Source organism: Rathayibacter sp. VKM Ac-2856 (genome assembly GCF_013205055.1).
GTDB lineage: Bacteria > Actinomycetota > Actinomycetes > Actinomycetales > Microbacteriaceae > Rathayibacter.
The window spans coordinates 1-19,532 of record NZ_JABMLF010000006.1; the positions used below are offsets into that span (position 1 = coordinate 1).

Here is a 19,532-nt window from a genome sequence, read left to right on the forward strand (position 1 = left end):
ACCGCACCCGACATGCTCGGGGCGGACAACAGAACACACGCATGACGTGTGACCCAGATTTGACCACCACCACGCTTCCGAGCGGGTGGATGTGTCTGAAAGGGTTACGGCGGCCATAGCGAGAGGGAAACGCCCGGTCACATTCCGAACCCGGAAGCTAAGACTCTCAGCGCCGATGGTACTGCAGGGGGGACCCTGTGGGAGAGTAGGACACCGCCGGACACCATTTGCCGATGGCCACCCAGATTCTGGGTGGCCATCGCTGTTTAACGCGCGGTTTTCCAGGAGAGCCGGCCCACCAGCCGCGAGACGCGGCGCCGTGAGGAGTGACGATGTCCGAGGACCGCGCATCCGAAGGCGAGCGCATCGAACTCGCTGATCGCCTCGACGAGATCGAGCAGGCGCCGCTGGGCTCCCGTGCGTCGGCGTACGCCGAGGTGCAGGAGCAGCTCCGCGTCCGTCTCGAGGGCGGGGACGCAGCGCGATGAGCGACTCCGAGGATCAGCGGCTCGACACCGCACTCGCAGTGAGGGGCATCGCCCGCTCTCGAGTGCACGCGGCTCGGCTCATCGCCGACGGCGTCGTCACCGTCGACGGTGCGCCGGCCCTCAAGCCCTCCATCAGAGTGCGGGAGGAGCAGGAGATCGGCGTCGCCACGCTCGACCACTACGTCAGCAGGGCGGCCCACAAGCTGATCGCCGCTCTCGACGCCTTCGACGGCGTGGCAGTGGAGGGCGCTCACGCCCTCGACGTCGGCGCCTCGACCGGCGGCTTCTCCCAGGTGCTCCTGGAGCGCGGAGTCGCGTCGGTCATCGCGCTCGACGTCGGGCACGGACAGCTCGCGCCGCGGATCCGCTCCGACGAGCGGGTGAGCGTCGTGGAGGGCTTCAACGCCCGCGACATGACGGCGTCCACCCTCGCGGCGGCGGCGAAGACCAGCGTCGTGCCCGACCTCGTCGTAGCGGACGTGTCGTTCATCTCGCTGTCGATGGTGCTGCCGGCGGTCGCCGCCTCCGTCGCGCCGACCGCCGACTTCGTCGTGCTGGTCAAGCCGCAGTTCGAGGTCGGCCGGACCGGCATCAAGGAGGGGATCGTCCGTGATCCCGAGCTCCGCAGGGAGGCTCTGTCGGACGCCCTCTGGTCCGCCTGGGACGCGGGGCTCGGGGTGGCCGGGCTGATCGCCTCGCCCCTGCCCGGCGGCGCTGGGAATCAGGAGTATCTGGTGCACCTCCACCGCGACCGCGGAACGATTCCGACAGAATGGAGAGACGCGGTCACCGCGCTCGCCCTCGGGTGACGCGATCGTGTCCGCCGCCGTCGATCGACCCGAAGGACACCCACTCGATGCAGTCCCCTCCTGGCGAGCGCAACATCCTCGTCATCGCCCACACCGGACGGGCGGACTCCCTCGACGCGGCGATCCTCGTGGTCGGACGTCTCCGCGGGTCCGGAGCCCGGCCCGTGCTCTGCGCGGACGACAAGGGCGACATCGTCCGCGCCGCACCCGAGCTGAGCGACGTCTCGGTGCTCGGTGCCGACGTCCCGCTGGCGGAGATCGAGCTGGTCTTCGTCCTCGGGGGCGATGGCACCATCCTGCGCGCGGCGGAGATCGTCCGCAGCCGCACCGCGCCGCTGCTCGGGGTCAACCTCGGTCATGTCGGCTTCCTCGCCGAGAGCGAGCGCGACGATCTGGACGACGCCGTGGCCCGTGCCCTCGACGGCGACTACGCGGTCGAGGAGCGGATGACGCTCCAGGTCCGGGTGAAGATCGACGATGCGGTCGTCTACGAGACCTGGGCCCTCAACGAGGCGACCGTCGAGAAGGGCAGCCGCGAGCGGATGCTCGAGGTGATGGTCGGCGTCGACGGTCGCCCGCTCTCCAGCTTCGGCTGCGACGGCATCGTGGTGTCGACGCCCACCGGCTCGACCGCCTACGCGTTCTCCGGCGGCGGCCCCGTCGTCTGGCCGACGCTCGAGGCGATGCTGCTCGTGCCGCTCAGCGCCCACGCCCTCTTCGCCCGGCCGCTCGTGGTCGGACCCGAGTCCAGCCTCGCCGTCGAGGTGAAGGAGCGCACCGACGGAGTGGGCGTCCTCTGGGCCGACGGCCGGCGCACCTACGAGCTGCCACCCGGTGCTCGCGTCGTCTACCGCCGCTCACCCGTGCCCGTGCGCTTCGCGCGACTGCACGACGCCCCGTTCACCGATCGCCTCGTGCAGAAGTTCGGTCTCCCCATCCGCGGATGGCGGGGGTCGGCGGAGACGGAGTAGCCGCATGCTCGAAGAGCTGCAGATCCGCGACCTCGGCGTCATCGCCGAGGCGACCCTCCCGCTCGGACCGGGGTTCACCGCCGTCACCGGCGAGACCGGCGCGGGCAAGACCATGGTCGTGACGGCGCTGGGCCTCGTGCTCGGCGCGCGCTCGGACGCGTCCGCCGTCCGGTCCGGCAGCAAGCAGGCCTGGGTCTCGGGCCGCTGGCTCGTCCCTGAGGAGGGCGCGATCGCCGACCGCGTCCGCGACGCCGGCGGCGACCTGGACGGACCCGAGCTGCTGCTCGCCCGCTCGGTCTCCGCGGAGGGACGCGGCCGGGCCGTCGTCGGCGGGCGCAGCGCCCCCGTCAGCGTGCTCAGCGAGCTCGCCGACCAGCTCGTGGTCGTGCACGGGCAGTCCGATCAGATCCGGCTGCGCTCGGCGGCCGCCCAGCGGAACGCCCTCGACCGGTTCGGCGGTCCCGAGCTGGCCGAGGCGCTGCGCGACTACGGAAGCGCCTTCGAGCGCTGGCGTGCCAACCGGGAGGAGCTGGACGAGCTCACCGAGGCGCGCGAGGCGCGGGCCCGGGAGGCGGAGCGGCTCCGCAGCGCCCTGGCCGAGATCGAGGTCGTCGCTCCGCAGCGGGGCGAGGACGTCGAGCTTTCTGCGCAGTCCGAGCGGCTCGGCAGCATCGAGCAGCTCCGCATCGCCGCAGGGGAGGCCCGCGAGGCGGTGTCCTCCGAGGACCTCGACGGCCGGGACGCCCTCGGTCTCGTCGAGACCGCCCGGCGCGTGCTCGAGCGGGCAGCGGAGCACGACGCCGCGCTCGAGCCGATGACGCAGACGCTCACCGAGGCGTCGGTCCTGCTCGGCGACGTGGCGGCCGGCCTCTCCTCCTACCTCGCCGAGCTCGATCTCGACGGAGCGCACGACCTGGAGCTGATCGAGAACCGCCGGGCGGAGCTCTCCGCCCTCGCGCGCACCTATGGACCGACCCTGGACGACGTCCTCGACCTGGTCGACTCCTCCGGTCTCCGGCTGCTCGAGCTCGACGGCGACGACGAGCGGATCGCCGCCCTGGAGGCCGACACCGCGGCCGACGCGGATCTCGTCGAGCGCCTCGCCGACCGGCTGACGGAGCTGCGCACCGCCGCGGCTGCGGAGCTGGGGGAGCGGGTCAGCGACGAGCTGACCGCGCTGGCCATGGCCGACGCGCGGCTGCACGTCCAGGTCGGCAGCGAGGGCGAGCCGACGGCCCACGGTCGCGACACCGTCGAGATGCTGCTCCAGCCGCACACCGGCGCCACCCCGCGCGCCCTCGCGAAGGGCGCCTCCGGAGGCGAGCTCTCGCGGGTGATGCTCGCGATCGAGGTCGTGGTGGCGGCGAACGATCCGGTCCCGACGTTCGTCTTCGACGAGGTGGACGCCGGGGTCGGCGGCGCGGCGGCCATCGAGATCGGGCGCCGACTCGCCCGGCTCGCGGAGACGTCGCAGGTCATCGTGGTCACGCACCTCGCCCAGGTCGCGGCCTTCGCGACCAACCACCTCCGCGTGGAGAAGGGCTCCGACGGCTCCGTCACCTCGAGCGCGGTCACCCAGCTGGCCGCGGAGGAGCGGGTCTCGGAGATGGCGCGCCTGCTCTCGGGTCTCACCGACTCCGAGAACGCCCTGGCGCACGCGCGGGAGCTGCTTGAGACGAGCCGCCGGCCCTGAGACGGGTCGGCGCGCCGCCCCCGGACCGGTGGCAAATCGGCGGAGGCGGCGCCCGGACCCGGTTCTGCTGTTACGGTGGAACCCCGTGGTGGACAATTCGAACTCGGGCCTTTCCTCTTCTTCTTCCGACACCTCTGCGGCCGGGCGCGACACCGCCCCCGCGAAGGTCACGAAGCACATCTTCGTCACGGGCGGGGTCGTCTCCTCGCTCGGCAAGGGCCTGACGGCCGCCAGCCTCGGCAACCTGCTCACCGCGCGCGGACTGCGCGTCGTGATGCAGAAGCTCGACCCGTACCTCAACGTGGACCCGGGCACGATGAATCCGTTCCAGCACGGCGAGGTCTTCGTGACCGACGACGGCGCGGAGACGGACCTCGACATCGGGCACTACGAGCGCTTCCTCGACATCAATCTGAACCAGGCGGCGAACGTCACCACAGGTCAGATCTACTCCCGCGTGATCGCACGCGAGCGGGCCGGCGAGTACCTCGGCGACACGGTGCAGGTCATCCCGCACATCACCGACGAGATCAAGCGCCGCATGCGCCTGCAGGCCGAGGACGACCCTCAGCCCGACGTGATCATCACCGAGATCGGCGGCACGGTCGGCGACATCGAGTCGCAGCCCTTCATCGAGTCGGCGCGCCAGGTGCGCCACGAGCTCGGCCGTCGCAACGTCTTCTTCGTGCACGTGTCGCTCGTGCCGTTCATGGGCGCGTCCGGTGAGCAGAAGACCAAGCCGACCCAGCACTCCGTCGCGGCGCTGCGCTCGATCGGCATCCAGCCCGACGCGCTCGTGCTGCGCAGCGACCGGCCGGTGTCGGAGTCGAACAAGCGCAAGATCGCGCTGATGTGCGATGTCGACGAGCAGGCCGTCGTGAACGCGAAGGACGTCGCCTCGATCTACGAGATCCCCTCGATGCTCAACGAGCAGGGGCTCGACTCCTACATCATCGACCAGCTCGACCTGTCGGCCGGCGAGGTCGTCTGGGACGGCTGGTCGCAGCTGCTCGAGGCGGTCCACGAGCCCAAGCACGAGGTCACCATCGGCCTGGTCGGCAAGTACATCGATCTGCCCGACGCCTACCTCTCGGTCACCGAGGCGCTGCGCGCCGGCGGCTTCGCCCAGCAGACCAAGGTCGTCCTCCGCTGGATCGCGTCCGACGGACTCGAGGACCCGGACGCGGCCGCGAAGGCGCTCTCGGACCTCGACGGCATCTGCGTGCCCGGCGGCTTCGGCATCCGCGGGATCGAGGGCAAGCTCGGCGCACTGCGCTTCGCCCGTGAGAACGGCATCCCCACCCTCGGCCTGTGCCTCGGCCTGCAGTGCATGGTGATCGAGTACGCGCGCCACGAGGCCGGACTCGAGGGCGCCTCCTCGTCCGAGTTCGACCCGGACACCGAGTTCCCCGTGATCGCCACGATGGCGGAGCAGGTCGAGATCCTCGCCGCCGGCGACATGGGCGGCACGATGCGACTCGGGCTGTACACGGCCGATCTGGCCGAGGGCTCGATCGTCGCGGAGGTCTACGGAGCACCGCAGGCCGCCGAGCGCCACCGGCACCGCTACGAGGTGAACAACGGCTACCGCGATCGCATCGCCGAGGCCGGCCTGTGGTTCTCGGGGACGTCGCCCGACGGCAGCCTCGTCGAGTACGTCGAGCTCCCGCGGGACAAGCACCCGTTCTACGTCGGCACGCAGGCGCACCCGGAGCTGCGCTCGCGGCCGAACAACGCCCACCCGCTCTTCCGCGGTCTGGTCACCGCGGCGCTCGAGCGCCAGGAGGCCTCGCGCCTGTTCCCGGCCTCGGAGGCCGGCGCCGATGAGTGACGCGGTCGGTTCGGCCTCGGGCGAGCTGCTGTCCGATGAGCTCGTCGAGCCGGAGATCCTGACGAGCGAGCGCGTCTTCGACGGGATGGTCTGGGGTGTCCGCGCCGAGACGTTCCGCTACGGCGACGGCGAGCTGCGCCGGGAGTTCCTCGACCACACGGGCGCCGTCGCGGTGCTCGCCCTCGACGACGAGGACCGGGTCGCGCTGATCAAGCAGTACCGCCACCCGGTGCGCACCCGCGAGTGGGAGATCCCGGCCGGCCTCCTCGACATCGAGGGGGAGGACGCGCTCGTCGCCGCGCAGCGCGAGCTGGGTGAGGAGACCGATCTGCGGGCCGGCCGCTGGGACCTGCTCTCGGAGTTCGCGACGTCGCCCGGGGGGAGCGACGAGGTGATCCGCATCTACCTGGCGCGCGATCTCTCGGCGACCGACGCGGCCTTCGAGCGCGAGGCGGAGGAGGCCGACATGGAGCTGCGCTGGGTCGCCCTCGACGACGCCCTCGACGCCGTGCTCGCTCGGCGGGTGCAGAACCCGTCGCTGTGCATCGCGGTGCTCGCGGCGCACGCCTTCCGAGCGCGCGGCTGGGCGGGGCTCGGCGACGCCTCGGCGCCGTGGACGCGGCACCCGCGGGTCCGCCGGGGGTGACTCCGGCCGCGATCGCTGACGCCTTCCTCCGGCAGGCGAGCGTCGAGCGCGGACTCTCGGCGCACACGATCGCCGCCTACCGGCGCGATCTCGGGCTGTACCTCGGCTGGCTCGAGGAGCGGGGGACGGCCGACCTCGCGGAGCTGCGGCGCTCGGACGTGGGCGCGTTCGCCTCCTGGCTGGCCGCTCGCACCGAGCGGCCGCTCGCCGCGAGTTCACGGGCGCGCATCCTGTCGAGCGTGCGCGGGCTGCACCGCTTCGCTCTCGAGGAGGGGCACGTCGCCGACGACGTCGCCCACGACGTGGTGCCGCCCAAGCTGCCGATGACGCTGCCGAAGGCGATCACGGTCGAGCAGATGAGCGCGCTGCTGGAGGCGGCCCGCGGCGAGGAGCTGTCGGAGCTGCGCGATCGGGCGCTGCTCGAGTTGCTCTACGCCACAGGGGCTCGCATCTCGGAGGCGGTCGATCTGAGCGTCGACGACGTGTTCGACTCCGAGGTGGTGCGGCTGACCGGCAAGGGCTCGAAGCAGCGGATGGTGCCGCTGGGCAGCTTCGCGCGCGAGGCGGTCGAGGATTACCTGGTGCGGGCGCGCCCCGAGCTGTCGCGGCGCGGGCGGGCGACGCCGGCGCTGTTCCTCGGGGTGCGGGGGAGCCGGCTGTCGCGCCAGAGCGCGTGGCTGGTGATCCGCGCGGTCGCCGAGAAGGCGGGGCTCGACCGCGAGATCTCGCCGCACACGTTCCGGCATTCGTTCGCGACGCACCTGCTCGCCGGCGGGGCGGACGTGCGGGTGGTGCAGGAGCTGCTGGGGCACGCGTCGGTGGCGACGACGCAGATCTACACGCTGGTGACGGCGGACACGCTGCGCGACGTCTACACGACGGCGCATCCGCGGGCGCGGCGGTGAGGGGGGTCTCGATACGCCGCTGCGCGGCTACTCGACCAGCATGGAGGGGCCGCTTCGCGAATGCTCGACCAGCATGCGAGGAAGACTCTTCGCCGCTCCGCGACTGGCGGGGGCGCGGCGGGGCGCCGCGAGGAGGGGCGGGGCCGCCGGTACACTCGACGGAGGCCGCGCGGGAGCGCACGCCGACACGGGAAGCGAGGCGACGCAGGTGACACGCAAGACGGACGACAAGGCCGAGCTCACCGGTCTCGAAGCCCCGACGCTCGGCCCGACCGGCCGGCCCCTGCGAGACTTCCCCCTCCCGGTCGAGCTGACCGGCCACGGGCCCGCGCGGATCATCTCCCTCTGCAACCAGAAGGGCGGCGTCGGCAAGACGACGACCACCATCAACCTGGGTGCGACGCTCGCCGAGTACGGCCGCCGCGTGCTGGCCATCGACTTCGACCCGCAGGGCGCGCTGTCCGCCGGTCTCGGCGTCGCGACCTACGACGCGATCACGATCTACGATCTGCTGCTCGGCACCGTCAAGGACCCGAGCGAGGCGATCCGCCCCACCCGCGTCCCCGGGCTCGACATCATCCCGGCCAACATCGATCTGTCCGCCGCGGAGGTGCACCTCGTCAACGAGGTCGCCCGCGAGACGATCCTCGCCCGCGTGCTGCGCAAGGTCAGCGCCGACTACGACGTCATCCTGATCGACTGCCAGCCCTCGCTCGGCCTGCTCACCGTCAACGCGCTGACCGCGAGCCACGGCGTGCTCATCCCGCTCGAGTGCGAGTTCTTCGCCCTGCGCGGCGTCGCGCTGCTGATCGAGACGATCGACAAGGTCCGCGACCGCCTCAACCCGGTGATCGAGCTCGACGGCATCCTGCCCACCATGTACGACTCGCGCACGCTGCACTCGCGCGAGGTGCTCGACCGGGTGGTCGACGCCTTCGGCGACAGCGTGCTCGAGACGGTGATCGGCCGCACGGTGAAGTTCCCCGACGCGAGCGTGTCGGGGGTGCCGATCACGACGTTCGCACCGGAGCACAATGCGGCGAAGGCGTACCGCAAGCTCGCCAGGGAGCTGATCTCGCGTGGCGCGGTCGCCTGAGGCGCTCCTGCTCGACCAGGAGGCGGACACCGCCCCCGTCTCCCGCGGCTTCACCGTCGCGCTGTCGAACTTCGAGGGCCCCTTCGACCTCCTGCTGAGCCTGATCGCGAAGCAGCAGGTCGACATCACCGAGATCGCGCTGAGCGCGGTGACGGACGAGTTCCTCTCCTATCTGCACGGCATCGACACGGCCGAGGGCCTCGATCGCGCCTCGGAGTTCCTGGTCGTCGCGGCGACCCTGCTCGACCTCAAGATCGCCGGGCTCCTGCCTCAGGGCGAGCTGGTCGACGCGGAGGACGCGGCGATGCTCGAGGCGCGCGATCTGCTGTTCGCCCGACTCCTGCAGTACCGCGCCTTCAAGCAGGTGTCGGCGTGGTTCGCCGAGCGGATCGACGCCGAGACCGGCCGGCACGTGCGTGCGGTGCCGCTGGAGGAGGAGTTCCGCGCGAAGAAGCCGGAGCTCGTCTGGACGCTCTCGCCCGAGGACTTCGCGGCGCTCGCCGCCTTCGCGCTCGCCCCCCGCGAGATCCCCACCGTGGGGCTCGACCACCTGCACGCGCCGCTGATCAGCATCCGCGAGCAGGCGGCGTACATCGTCGGCGTCCTGCGCGAGCGCACCACCGCGACCTTCCGCGAGCTCATCGCCGATGCGGACGAGAAGGGCATGATCGTGGCGCGCTTCATCGCCGTGCTCGAGCTCTACCGGCACGCGGCGATCGCGTTCGAGCAGCCGGAGCCGCTCGGCGAGCTGACCCTGCAGTGGGTGGCGGAGAACTGGTCCGACGCGAGCCTCGCTCACCTGGGGGCCGACTATGACCAGTGAGCCCACGACCGTCGGCGCAGGCATCGACTCCGCCTCAGTCGACGGCGCCGTCGCGGGCCCCGGGACCGTCGCGTTCGAGATCGACCGCGCCGTCGAGGCGATCCTGATGGTCGCGGACGAGCCGCAGTCGCTCGCCGCGCTCGCCACGGCGCTCTCGCGGCCGATCCCCGTCGTCCGGCAGTCCGTCGAGCGTCTCGTCGCGGACTTCGACGGCGCGAACGGCGGGATCCGGCGCGGCTTCGAGCTGCGCGAGGTCGGCGGCGGCTGGCGGGTCTACGTGCGCCGCGAGTACGACTCCGTCGTCTCGGACTTCGTGCTGACGCAGAATCCGACGAAGCTGTCGCAGGCCGCCCTCGAGACGCTCGCGGTCATCGCCTACAAGCAGCCCATCTCGCGCGGCCAGGTCGCGCAGATCCGCGCGGTCAACGTCGACTCCGTCGCGCGCACCCTCCTCGGCCGCGGCCTGATCGCGGAGGTCGGCAGCGACCCCGAGACCGGCGCGGTCCTCTACGGCACCACCGAGCAGCTGCTCGTCCATCTCGGCCTCGCCTCGCTCGACGAGCTGCCGAAGATCTCCCCCCTACTGAGCGACGGACGGAACGGATTCGATGAGCGCGGCTGACCTGCCCGAGGGCGAACGACTGCAGAAGGTCCTCGCGGCCGCGGGGGTCGCCTCCCGCCGCGTCGTCGAGGAGATGATCGTCGCGCGGCGCATCCGGGTGAACGGCGAGGTGGCGAGCGAGCTCGGCCGCCGGATCGACCCGGAGAACGACCGGATCGAGGTCGACGGTGTCGCCGTGCAGCTGGACACCTCGCGGCGCTACGTGATGCTGAACAAGCCGGTCGGCGTCGTCAGCTCGCTGTCGGACGAGAACGGCCGTCCGGACCTCCGCACCTACACGCAGAACTTCGAGGAGCGGCTGTTCAACGTCGGCCGCCTCGACTCCGAGACCTCCGGGCTCCTCGTGCTGACGAACGACGGCGAGCTGGCGCACGTGCTCGCGCACCCGTCGTTCGGCGTGACGAAGACCTACATCGCGAAGGTGCACGGACAGGTGCTGCCGCAGACGATCGCGGCGCTGACCGCCGGCGTCGAGCTGGAGGACGGCACGGTCGCCGCCGACAAGGCGCGACTGCTGGGTCGCCCGGAGGGGCGCTCGAACGCGTCGCTCGTCGAGATCACGCTGCACTCGGGGCGCAACCGCGTCGTCCGGCGGATGATGGCGGCCGTCGGGCACCCGGTGCTCGAGCTGGTGCGCCGGCAGTTCGGCCCGCTGCACCTGGGCTCGCTCCGCTCGGGCGATCTGCGCGACCTGACCCGCGACGAGCTCGGCGCGCTGCTGACCATCTCGCGTCAGGGCGGCGAGACGCCGGTGGAGAAGCCGGAGCCGACGCGCCAGGCGAGTGCGGGCGCGCGGCGTCCGCGACCGCAGACAGCGGACGACCGGGGGACCGAGGGACGCGGGGAGCGGCGGACCGAGGAGCGCTCGGTGCGGCGATCGGAGGAGCGTCCTGTGCGGAGGTCGGAGGAGCGGCCCGAGCGTCGGTCCGACGACCGGCCCGCCCGTCGATCGGACGACCGCCCGGTGCGGCGCTCGGACGACCGGTCTGAGCGTCGATCGGAGGAGCGCCCCGTGCGTCGCTCGGACGATAGGTCTGTGCGTCGGGCGGACGATCGCCCGGTGCGGCGCTCGGAGGAGCGTCCTGAGCGCAGATCCGACGACCGCCCGGTGCGGCGGTCGGAGGAGCGTCCCGAGCGTCGATCCGACGACCGTGGCGATCGCCGCTCCGATGACCGCCGTCGCGACGAGCGACCGCGCGAGCGTCCCTCCGACGCGCTGCGGGCCGACGACCGGGCGACCCCGCCGCAGGATCGGCGACGCCCCTCCGCGGGCGGAGCGGAGCGGCCCGACTCCGGCGTGCGACGCAGCGGGCAGGACAAGCGCCGTCGGCCTGATCGGTAGGCTGTCGGGGTGAACGAGCTCCTGCACCCCGCCCCGCCCGCGATGCGGACGACGGGGACGGTGCGGGTGGTCGGATCGGGACTGCTCGGTGCGTCGATCGGCCTCGGCCTCGCCTCGCGCGGGGTCGACGTCGTGCTCGACGACGCCTCGCCGGCCAGCCTCTCGCTGGCGATCGACTACGGGGCCGGCCGCGCCGCCTCCGCCGAGGACCGCCCCGTGCTGGTCGTCGTCTGCGTGCCGCCGGACGTCGTCGCCGGCGTGGTCGAGCGCGAGCTCGCCGCCTTCCCCGAGGCGGTCGTCACCGACGTCGCGAGCGTCAAGATGCAGCCGCTGCGCGAGCTCCGCGCCCGGGGCCTCGACCTCAGCCGCTACATCGGCTCGCACCCGATGGCCGGTCGCGAGCGCGGCGGCCCGGTCGCGGCGCGCGGCGACCTCTTCGTCGGCCGCCCCTGGGTGATCTGCCGCGACGGCGAGACCCCGCCCGAGGCGCTCGCCCGGGTCGAGGCCCTCGCGCTCGATCTCGGCGGCTCGATCATCGAGATGGGCCCGGAGGAGCACGACCGCTCGGTCGGCCTCGTCTCGCACGCTCCGCAGGTGATCTCGTCCCTGCTCGGCCAGCGACTCGTCGACGCGCCCAACGATGCCCTGCGGCTCGCGGGTCAGGGAGTGCGCGACGTCTCGCGCCTCGCCGCCTCCGCTCCGGAGCTGTGGGTGCAGATCCTGGGCGCGAACCGCGAGCACGTCGTCGCCGTGCTCGACGCCTTCCGCGACGACGTCGCCGCGGTCGCCGACGCGCTGCGCGACCTCGACGCTCCGGGCGCCCGCCGCCTGCTCGCCGAGCACCTGGCGGCCGGCAACGCGGGCGTCGCCCGCCTGCCCGGCAAGCACGGCCAGGACCAGCGCTTCTCCACCCTGATCGTCCTCGTCGACGACACGCCGGGGACGCTCGCGCGCCTCCTCGTCGAGATCGGCGAGGCCGGAGTGAACCTGGAGGACGTGCGCCTCGAGCATGCGGAGGGGCGCCGCGTGGGCCTCACCGAGATCTCGGTGGTGCCGGAGGCCGTCGGCCCCCTGACCGAGGAACTGACCGCACGCGGCTGGAGGATCGCCGGATGAGCACGGAGCAGAACAGGCAGGAGGGCGGCCTGAACCGCATGACGCCCGCCCGTCGCGCCCAGCAGAGCATCCCGGAGGACGGGGGAGCCGCTCCCGAGCGCGCCGGCGGTGCGCGCCTCGACGACGCGCCCTCCTTCGGCGACGCGGTCGTCGTCGCCATCGACGGACCGGCCGGCAGCGGCAAGTCGAGCGTCTCGCGCGAGGCCGCCCGCCGCCTCGACTTCGAGTTCCTCGACACCGGCGCCGCCTACCGGGCGCTCGCCTGGCACGGCCTCGAGATCGGGCTCGACTTCTCCGACGAGAACGCGATCGTCGACGCGCTCGACGGCTTCGACTACTCCATCGGCACCGACCCCGAGTCGTACTCGGTCTGGGTGGGCCGCACCGAGGTGACCGCCGCGATCCGCGAGCCGCGCGTGACCGGCCAGGTGTCGGCGGTGGCGAAGGTCCCGGAGGTGCGTCGGCGCATCACACTGCTGTTCCGCCGCATCATCGGCGAGACGCGCAAGGCGGGCATCATCGTCGAGGGGCGCGACATCACCACGGTCGTCGCACCGACCGCCGGGGTGCGGATCCTCCTGACCGCGAGCGAAGAGGCTAGGATGGCGAGGCGTTCGCGCGAGGTCACCACGCAATCCGCTGAGGCGACGGGTCAGGCACTGCGGTCGAGGGACCGCGCCGACTCCCAGGTGGTGGACTTCATGAACGCCGCAGACGGAGTCACTCTTCTCGACTCCACTCACCTCGACTTCGAGCAGACCGTCGATGCGGTCATCGCCGAGGTCCGAACTTCGAGAGCAAGGGCCGATCATGGCACAGGACACGCGCGTCGGTGACGACGAGCTGAACTTCGGAGACGACGACCTCGTCGAGCGCCTCGGCGACCTCGACGAGCAGCTCGCCTCCTCGCGCGCCCAGGCGCTGCGCAGCGGACTCGAGGACTACGACCTCGACGAGGAGGACCGCGACCTCCTCGAGTACGCGAGCGAGGACCCGGACGAGGTCCGCTACCTCCCCGCGCTGCCGGTCGTGGCGATCGTCGGCCGCCCGAACGTCGGCAAGTCGGCGCTGGTGAACCGCATCCTCGGCCGCCGCGAGGCCGTCGTCGAGGACACCCCGGGCGTCACCCGGGACCGCGTCTCGTACAAGGCGGACTGGCTCGACCGCCAGTTCACCGTCGTCGACACCGGCGGCTGGGAGCCCGACGCCCGCGGCATCGACGCCTCCGTCGCGATGCAGGCCGAGATCGCGATCGACCTCGCCGACGCCGTCATCTTCGTCGTCGACGCGAACGTCGGCGCGACCGCGACCGACGAGCACGTCGTGAAGCTGCTCCGCAAGACCAAGAAGCCCGTGTTCCTCGCGGCCAACAAGGTCGACGACGTGCGCCAGGAGCCGAACGCCGCGTCGCTGTGGTCGCTCGGCCTCGGCGAGCCGTACCCGGTCTCGGCCGTGCACGGCCGCGGCGTCGCGGACCTGCTCGACACGGTGCTGGAGAAGCTGCCGCTCGAGTCGCTCGTCGCCAAGCGCGAGGTCGGCGGCCCGCGCCGTGTCGCGATCCTCGGCCGCCCGAACGTCGGCAAGTCGAGCCTGCTCAACAAGGCCGCGGGGGAGGAGCGGGTCGTCGTCAACGAGTTGGCCGGCACCACCCGCGACCCGGTCGACGAGCAGGTCGAGATCGCCGGCAAGATCTGGCGCTTCGTCGACACCGCCGGCATCCGCCGCCGCGTGCACCTGCAGCAGGGCGCCGACTTCTACGCGTCGCTGCGCACCTCGACCGCGCTCGAGAAGGCGGAGGTCGCGGTCGTCGTGATCGACGTGTCCGAGCCGATCTCGGAGCAGGACGTCCGCATCATCGACCTGGTGCTCGAGTCGGGCCGCGCGCTCGTGCTCGCCTTCAACAAGTGGGACCTCCTCGACGACGAGCGCCGCCGCTACCTCGAGCGCGAGATCGAGAAGGACCTGGCGCACGTCGCCTGGGCACCGCGCGTGAACATCTCGGCGAAGACCGGACGCCACCTCGAGAAGCTCGTGCCCGCGCTCGAGCTCGCCCTCGAGTCGTGGGACACCCGCATCCCGACCGGCAAGTTCAACGCGTTCCTCGCCGAGCTCACCGCGGCGCACCCGCACCCCTTGCGCGGCGGCAAGCAGCCCCGCGTGCTGTTCGGCACCCAGGCGTCCTCGCGCCCGCCGACATTCGTGCTCTTCACGACCGGCTTCCTCGACCCGGGCTACCGCCGCTACATCGCGCGCCGACTGCGCGAGATCTACGGCTTCCAGGGCTCGCCGGTGAACGTCAACATGCGCGTGCGGGAGAAGCGCGCGCGCTGAGGCACGTCCTCTTCGGCGGCTTCGGCTCGTCGTTCCGCGTCCGGCTCGCGGGGATCCACAGATCCCGCGAGCCGGACGCGTTTCTGCGTGCCGGAGGTTGCGTGGCGGGTGAGCTTCGGCTCGCGATTCCGGCTCGGGCTCGCCGGAATCGCCGGTTTCGGCGTGCCGGAGGCGCTTCTGCGTGCCGGAGGTCTGCTGCCGGAGGTGCCGACGACGGGTGGTCTCGATACGCCCCTTCGGGGCTACTCGACCAGCAAGACGGGGGCCGCCCTGCGAGCTGCTCGACCAGCGTGGTGGGGCCGCCCCGCGAGCTGCTCGACCAACGTGGGGCCGAGGCTGCTCGACCAGCGTGAGGGATGCCCCTACGGGGCTGGTCGGCCAGCGTGGAGGCCGAGCAGTCGGCGCACCATGCTGATCGAGTAGCCCGCGCAGCGGGCGTATCGAGATCCACCCGCCCGTGCCTCCGGAGATTGATCCGTCAGGAACGGTCGTGCTCCGCGCGCCGATCCGACCACGCGTGACGGATGGAGGCTCGCGGCCCTCAGTCCTGGGTCGCGAAGGGCCACCAGGACGGCAGCAGGCGGCGGTAGGCCGAGAGGTAGATGTCGGGAGTGCGCGGCGCGGGAAGCCGCAGCCACGCCTCCATCAGTCCGGTCGATCCGGCGGCGAGGAACGAGGCGGTGCCGTCCGCGAGGAACGGGCTGATGTCGTCGCCGTCGGGCAGCTGGAGTGTCCCCGTCTCGAGCGTGGCGAGCACCGCGGCGCGGAAGTGCAGGGCGAGCATCGCGCGGAGACCGGAGTCGCCGCCCGGCGAGTCGAACGCGCGCAGGTACAGCTCGCGGCGGGTCTCGAGGTGCGCGAGGATGCGCGCGGTGCCCTGGCGGATGGTCGCGTCGGTCGCGGCCCCGGCGCGGAGGGTCTCGAGATACTCGTCGCGGATCGCGTCGAGCTCGGCGGCGAGTGCCGCACAGAGCAGCTCGGCGGCGGACGTGGCGTGCGCGTAGAAGGTGGAGCGGTTGACGCCGGCGCGGTCGGTGATCTCGGAGACGGTGAGGCTGGAGACGTCCCTGGCAGTCGCCAGATCGATGATGGCTCGGTGCAGGGCCACCTGCGATCGCTTCTGCCGCGCGTCCACTGCTGCTGCCTCCTGTGACGGGTCGTGCCGACCGGTCCACCCGGCGGCCACCGCCCCCGAGATTCTACGGGCGTGGGGCGACGCCCGTTTTCACTCTCGGCCTCGTGATCCGCTAAGGTAGTCGAGTTGCCCGGGCCTCGGTCCGGACTGCCACGGGCTGTGGCGCAGCTTGGTAGCGCACTTGACTGGGGGTCAAGGGGTCGCAGGTTCAAATCCTGTCAGCCCGACGGAAAGCCCTGATGAGACCACGTTCTCGTCAGGGCTTCGTCGTTTCCGGGGGCGTCTCGCGGGCGTCGCCGAGCCGCTCAGCGCAGGATCGCGGCGACCTCGGCGAAGGCCGCCTCGCGTCGAGCCGCTCGCGCCGCCCGCTCGGCGGGGTCCTTCGCGAAGAGGGCCTGCGGTGACGGATGGAACGTGCGCACAACGGCCAGGCCGCGCTCGCGCTCGATGCCCGGGTGCAGCCGGAGCAGACGACGCCAGCCGTGGTCGGCATCCGCGCCCTGGAGCAGGACGACCTCGATGCGCGGCGCCAGGTCGAGCAGGTGCAGGACCGTCGGGATGCCGGCGTCGAGCTGCTCCGCGGTCGGTGCCCTGTTGATGTACCAGGGGTACGCGTTCCAGGGCAGAAGATCGAACGGGGAGAGTCCGACGTCGGTGAGCAGGCGCGACATCAGCTCGGCCGAGCCGTCGTCGTTCTCCGTGCAGAGGAAGCCGCTGCCCGCGCCGTCGCGGGTGCCCGGGCCGGGATCGCGGAGGATGCTCAGCACCCGCGCCTCGGTGCCGCCGTGCAGGGGTGCGACGTAGGGGAGCCAGCCGCGGCCGTACGGGTTCCGCAGCTCGTCGATCCAGCGGTTGATCGGGGCGATGTGGGGCGCGTAGCGCTGCTCCCACTGCTGCCGGCGGAAGTCGAGGTCGGCCATGGAGCGGGGCATGCCTGCACTCTAGGGCGGACCACCGACTCCACGGCTCGCGCCGGTGCGCAGAGACGGTATCGGGCGGCTTCACGATCCGCCTCCTCAGGCCCGGGTCCCGCCCCCGACGCGCGAGGCCGGCCGGGTGGACTGCAGGGCGGCCCAGGCGAGTCCGCTGTAGAGCAGGCAGGTGATCAGCAGCGCGCCGGTGAGCGTGAGCAGCGTCCGCGGAGCGTCGTCTCCGCCCTCGTACAGCGCAGCGATGACGACGGCGCTGACCACCGGGAGCAGGGTCAGCAGCACTGTCGCGACGACTCGGCCGAGGAGCACACCCGAGAGGGTCCGCGAGCCGATGCCCGCCAGTGCGGCGCTCGCGCAGCAGAGCGCGAGCGGAACGACCGCGAGGAGACCGTGACCGATGCTCCAGAAGTGGACGGACGCCCAGAGCACGACCGCCGGGAGCGCCATGGCCAGGGAGACGAGGGCGTGCAGGGCCATGCCCGCGAAGCCGACTCGACCGATCGAGACGTCGGCGAGCGGCAGGTGCTGGTGGTCGAGATCCTCCCCGATGGGCTGCGAGGGTCCGGGCAGAGCGAGGATCACCACGATGAGGATCGCGGTCAGCGGCATCGGCACGGTCTCGCGGAGAAGGGCGGAGAGGGCGGCCAGGGCCAGGAGGGCGATCGCGGTGCCCGGGTCCTGCAGGCGCCGGCGGCGGGTCTGCGCGAGGTGGCTCGCGAGAACGGCGCCCACGGCCGACTTTGGCCACCGCGTCCATGAGGGGACGCCGCCGGCGAATCCCCGTCCGCTCAGCCCGCTCCTCCCGTCGCCCGAGACGGCTCGAGCCAGCTGGCGAGCGAGGATGCTCTCCTCCACCGCGGGCTCGACGAAGGCATCCGCTCGGCGGACGAGCACGCCGACCGCGACGCTCGAGAGCACTGAGATCGCGAGGACGGCGGTGGCGTGAGCGGGTCCGCTCGTCATCGGCGCGAGGACCACCTCGAAGGGGAGGCCGGCGATCCCCGGGGCGGTCGATCCGATGGTCTCCCCTCCTTCGAGGAGCGACTGGGCGAAGGCACCGATCCACGCCGCTCCGGCCGCGAGGACACCGACGAGCGCATACCGACGACGACCCGGTCGGATCCGCCGGCCGAGAAGGTGGCTCATCAGGGACGTCGTCCGCACGAGGAGAAGGACACCGCCCATCGAGCACCCGGAGAGAGCGGCCCACAGGACCGGCTCGCCGCGCAGCAGCAACGCCGTCGCCGACGCCGCAGTGGTCCCGAGGAACGCGATCGGCGCGCTCCCGATCGAGTGCACGAGCAGGACGATCCGCGGTCCGCTCGCACTCTGCAGCACCCAGGAGACGTCAGCCGGCTGCAGCCGGAGTGGCGAGCCTCGCTGCGCGGTCAGCATCACCACGAGAAGGACGAGGCCGAGGACGAACCCCGCGATGCGTGCGGCGGCCGCACCCGGGTGCTCGACGGCGGCGTCGCCCCGGGTCGACAGAACCTGGACCGAGAACGATCCGGCGATCAGCAGCGCGATGATCGCGAGCGGATGGGTGAGGAGAGCCGTCAGGGTCCTCGCCCGGAGACGGACGTACGTCGCGGCGAGAGCGAGAGCGCCCCCGACGAGGACGTGCCGCCGGATCTCAGTCGCCGTCATCGCCGAGAGCTCCCACGATCCGCAGATAGACGTCTTCCAGCGGCGGCTGATCGGCTCGGTGCTCCGGTCGGAGGGAGGCGGTATGCGCGATCCTTCCCGCGTACAGGATCAGCGCCCGATCGGCGATCCGCTCGAGCTCGCCCAGCCCGTGCATCGAGAGCAGGACGCCGCAGCCGTCGTCGGCCAGCCGGCGGATCTCCCCGCGGAGCTCGCGAGTGGACACCGGATCGAGACCGTTGAACGGCTCGTCCAGCAGGAGCAGTCCGGCACCCTTGAGCAGCGCCAGCACCAGAGCGAGCTTGCGGCGCATGCCCTGCGAGAGCTGATGGGGCAGGAGGTCCTGCTTGTCGATGAGCCCGTAGCGCGCGAGGAGCGAGGTCGCGGCCGCCGGCTCCGGACGCGAGGAGCTCAGCCGCTCGATCAGGCGGACGTGCTCGAGGACGCTCAGACCCGGATACAGATCCGGTTCCTCCGGCATGAGGCTGAGGGCCGCACGCGCTTCCGAGGACCCGACGTGTCGACCATGGAAGACCGCGCTGCCGCGGGACGGCTCGTACAGTCCCGCGAGGATGCGCATCAGAGTCGTCTTGCCGGCGCCGTTCGGCCCGACCAGCCCGACCACCTCTCCGGCGCCGATCGTGAACGAGACGTCGTCGAGGACGTCGAGCGCGCCCATCCTCTTCCCGAGGGACCGGACGTCGAGCAGCGCGGGGTCGGCGGCGTCCTCAGGCATCAGCGGCGAGCCAGCGGGTGAGACTGCCACCGGCCTGATCGACCGGTCCGCGCAGTGCATCGAGGCCGCCCTCCGCCAGCATCACCGCGAGCATCGCCCGGATGTCCGGAGAGCCGTTCGTCGCCGCCCTCTCGACCGCGCGGCGGACGGCGGGGTCGTACTGCACCGGTCGGCGGCGGAGGATCCGATCGAGCAGGGACACCGGCGGAGCCGCACCCCAGCCGCGCTCGTCGCCGTACTTCCGGATCGCGCGGGCAGTGCTGTCGCTCGGCACGGAGATCGACGCGCGAGCGAAGGCGACATGCAGCGCCGAGACCGGCTCGTCCTGCTGGCGAGCCGCCTGCCCGGCGATCGTCATGATCCTGCGGAACTGCGCGGTGCCGTCCATGCCCTGCCTCCTCGACGTCATCGA

General features: G+C 72.1%; 18 protein-coding genes, 1 tRNA gene, 1 rRNA gene and 1 pseudogene. 16 read left to right on the forward strand and 5 right to left on the reverse strand.

Going from position 1 to position 19,532, the window contains the following annotated elements; all coding sequences use genetic code 11:
* The first annotated feature begins 105 nt into the window (after positions 1 to 105).
* From rrf to der, 15 genes and pseudogenes are all read left to right on the forward strand, one after another.
* Positions 106 to 222, forward strand: a 5S ribosomal RNA gene (gene rrf, locus HQQ82_RS17195).
* 110 nt (positions 223 to 332) lie between these two features.
* Positions 333 to 488, forward strand: a complete 156-nt coding sequence (locus HQQ82_RS17200; RefSeq protein ID WP_173235303.1) for a hypothetical protein — start codon at positions 333 to 335, stop codon at positions 486 to 488.
* Entirely contained in the window at positions 485 to 1,297 is an 813-nt protein-coding gene (locus HQQ82_RS17205; protein ID WP_173235304.1) for a TlyA family RNA methyltransferase, read from the forward strand. Before HQQ82_RS17200 ends, HQQ82_RS17205 begins: the two co-directional genes overlap by 4 nt.
* 47 nt (positions 1,298 to 1,344) lie before the next feature.
* Complete coding sequence (locus tag HQQ82_RS17210; RefSeq protein WP_173235305.1) at positions 1,345 to 2,268, forward strand: NAD kinase; 924 nt, start codon at positions 1,345 to 1,347, stop codon at positions 2,266 to 2,268.
* 4 nt (positions 2,269 to 2,272) lie between these two features.
* Positions 2,273 to 3,961, forward strand: a complete 1,689-nt coding sequence (gene recN / locus HQQ82_RS17215; protein WP_173235306.1) for a DNA repair protein RecN — start codon at positions 2,273 to 2,275, stop codon at positions 3,959 to 3,961.
* An 85-nt stretch (positions 3,962 to 4,046) separates the two neighbouring features.
* Complete coding sequence (locus tag HQQ82_RS17220; RefSeq protein WP_173235307.1) at positions 4,047 to 5,792, forward strand: CTP synthase; 1,746 nt, start codon at positions 4,047 to 4,049, stop codon at positions 5,790 to 5,792.
* Positions 5,785 to 6,438, forward strand: a complete 654-nt coding sequence (locus tag HQQ82_RS20135) for an NUDIX hydrolase (RefSeq protein ID WP_173235308.1) — start codon at positions 5,785 to 5,787, stop codon at positions 6,436 to 6,438. Before HQQ82_RS17220 ends, HQQ82_RS20135 begins: the two co-directional genes overlap by 8 nt.
* Positions 6,405 to 7,343, forward strand: coding sequence for a site-specific tyrosine recombinase XerD (gene xerD, locus HQQ82_RS17230; RefSeq protein WP_367947993.1), 939 nt, complete (start codon positions 6,405 to 6,407; stop codon positions 7,341 to 7,343). The genes HQQ82_RS20135 and xerD overlap by 34 nt, the downstream gene beginning before the upstream one ends.
* A gap of 208 nt (positions 7,344 to 7,551) precedes the next feature.
* Entirely contained in the window at positions 7,552 to 8,439 is an 888-nt protein-coding gene (locus tag HQQ82_RS17235; RefSeq protein WP_123446039.1) for a ParA family protein, read from the forward strand.
* Positions 8,423 to 9,262: a ScpA family protein gene (locus tag HQQ82_RS17240; RefSeq protein ID WP_173235309.1), complete on the forward strand. Its 840-nt coding sequence runs from the start codon at positions 8,423 to 8,425 to the stop codon at positions 9,260 to 9,262. Before HQQ82_RS17235 ends, HQQ82_RS17240 begins: the two co-directional genes overlap by 17 nt.
* The gene (gene scpB / locus HQQ82_RS17245; protein ID WP_173235310.1) at positions 9,252 to 9,884 is read left to right on the forward strand and encodes an SMC-Scp complex subunit ScpB; all 633 of its coding nucleotides are present in this window, start codon (positions 9,252 to 9,254) and stop codon (positions 9,882 to 9,884) included. The genes HQQ82_RS17240 and scpB overlap by 11 nt, the downstream gene beginning before the upstream one ends.
* Positions 9,871 to 10,620: pseudogene (locus tag HQQ82_RS20140) on the forward strand (pseudouridine synthase); the annotation flags it as partial. The gene scpB and the pseudogene HQQ82_RS20140, both read left to right, overlap by 14 nt.
* A 648-nt stretch (positions 10,621 to 11,268) precedes the next feature.
* Positions 11,269 to 12,342: a prephenate dehydrogenase gene (locus HQQ82_RS17255; protein WP_173235830.1), complete on the forward strand. Its 1,074-nt coding sequence runs from the start codon at positions 11,269 to 11,271 to the stop codon at positions 12,340 to 12,342.
* On the forward strand, positions 12,339 to 13,178 hold the full coding sequence (gene cmk / locus HQQ82_RS17260) for a (d)CMP kinase (RefSeq protein WP_254071623.1): 840 nt from the start codon (positions 12,339 to 12,341) through the stop codon (positions 13,176 to 13,178). The genes HQQ82_RS17255 and cmk overlap by 4 nt, the downstream gene beginning before the upstream one ends.
* Entirely contained in the window at positions 13,153 to 14,673 is a 1,521-nt protein-coding gene (gene der, locus HQQ82_RS17265; RefSeq protein ID WP_173235312.1) for a ribosome biogenesis GTPase Der, read from the forward strand. Before cmk ends, der begins: the two co-directional genes overlap by 26 nt.
* A 541-nt stretch (positions 14,674 to 15,214) precedes the next feature.
* Here the strand turns inward: der and HQQ82_RS17270 are convergent.
* Positions 15,215 to 15,781 carry a TetR-like C-terminal domain-containing protein gene (locus HQQ82_RS17270; protein WP_173235313.1) on the reverse strand — a complete coding sequence of 189 codons (567 nt, stop codon included), beginning with the start codon at positions 15,779 to 15,781 and terminating at the stop codon, positions 15,215 to 15,217.
* Between the two features lie 180 nt (positions 15,782 to 15,961).
* Here HQQ82_RS17270 and HQQ82_RS17275 point away from each other — a divergent pair.
* A tRNA-Pro gene (locus HQQ82_RS17275) sits at positions 15,962 to 16,035 on the forward strand.
* Positions 16,036 to 16,113: 78 nt separating this feature from the next.
* Here the strand turns inward: HQQ82_RS17275 and HQQ82_RS17280 are convergent.
* The 4 genes from HQQ82_RS17280 to HQQ82_RS17295 form a co-directional block, all read right to left on the reverse strand.
* On the reverse strand, positions 16,114 to 16,740 hold the full coding sequence (locus HQQ82_RS17280; protein WP_173235314.1) for a uracil-DNA glycosylase: 627 nt from the start codon (positions 16,738 to 16,740) through the stop codon (positions 16,114 to 16,116).
* A gap of 84 nt (positions 16,741 to 16,824) precedes the next feature.
* A complete protein-coding gene (locus tag HQQ82_RS17285) occupies positions 16,825 to 18,387 on the reverse strand; it encodes a hypothetical protein (RefSeq protein ID WP_173235315.1) in 1,563 nt (520 codons plus the stop codon).
* Positions 18,374 to 19,120: an ABC transporter ATP-binding protein gene (locus HQQ82_RS17290; RefSeq protein ID WP_173235316.1), complete on the reverse strand. Its 747-nt coding sequence runs from the start codon at positions 19,118 to 19,120 to the stop codon at positions 18,374 to 18,376. Before HQQ82_RS17290 ends, HQQ82_RS17285 begins: the two co-directional genes overlap by 14 nt.
* The gene (locus tag HQQ82_RS17295; protein ID WP_173235317.1) at positions 19,113 to 19,508 is read right to left on the reverse strand and encodes a hypothetical protein; all 396 of its coding nucleotides are present in this window, start codon (positions 19,506 to 19,508) and stop codon (positions 19,113 to 19,115) included. The genes HQQ82_RS17290 and HQQ82_RS17295 overlap by 8 nt, the downstream gene beginning before the upstream one ends.
* Between the last annotated feature and the right edge of the window lie 24 nt (positions 19,509 to 19,532).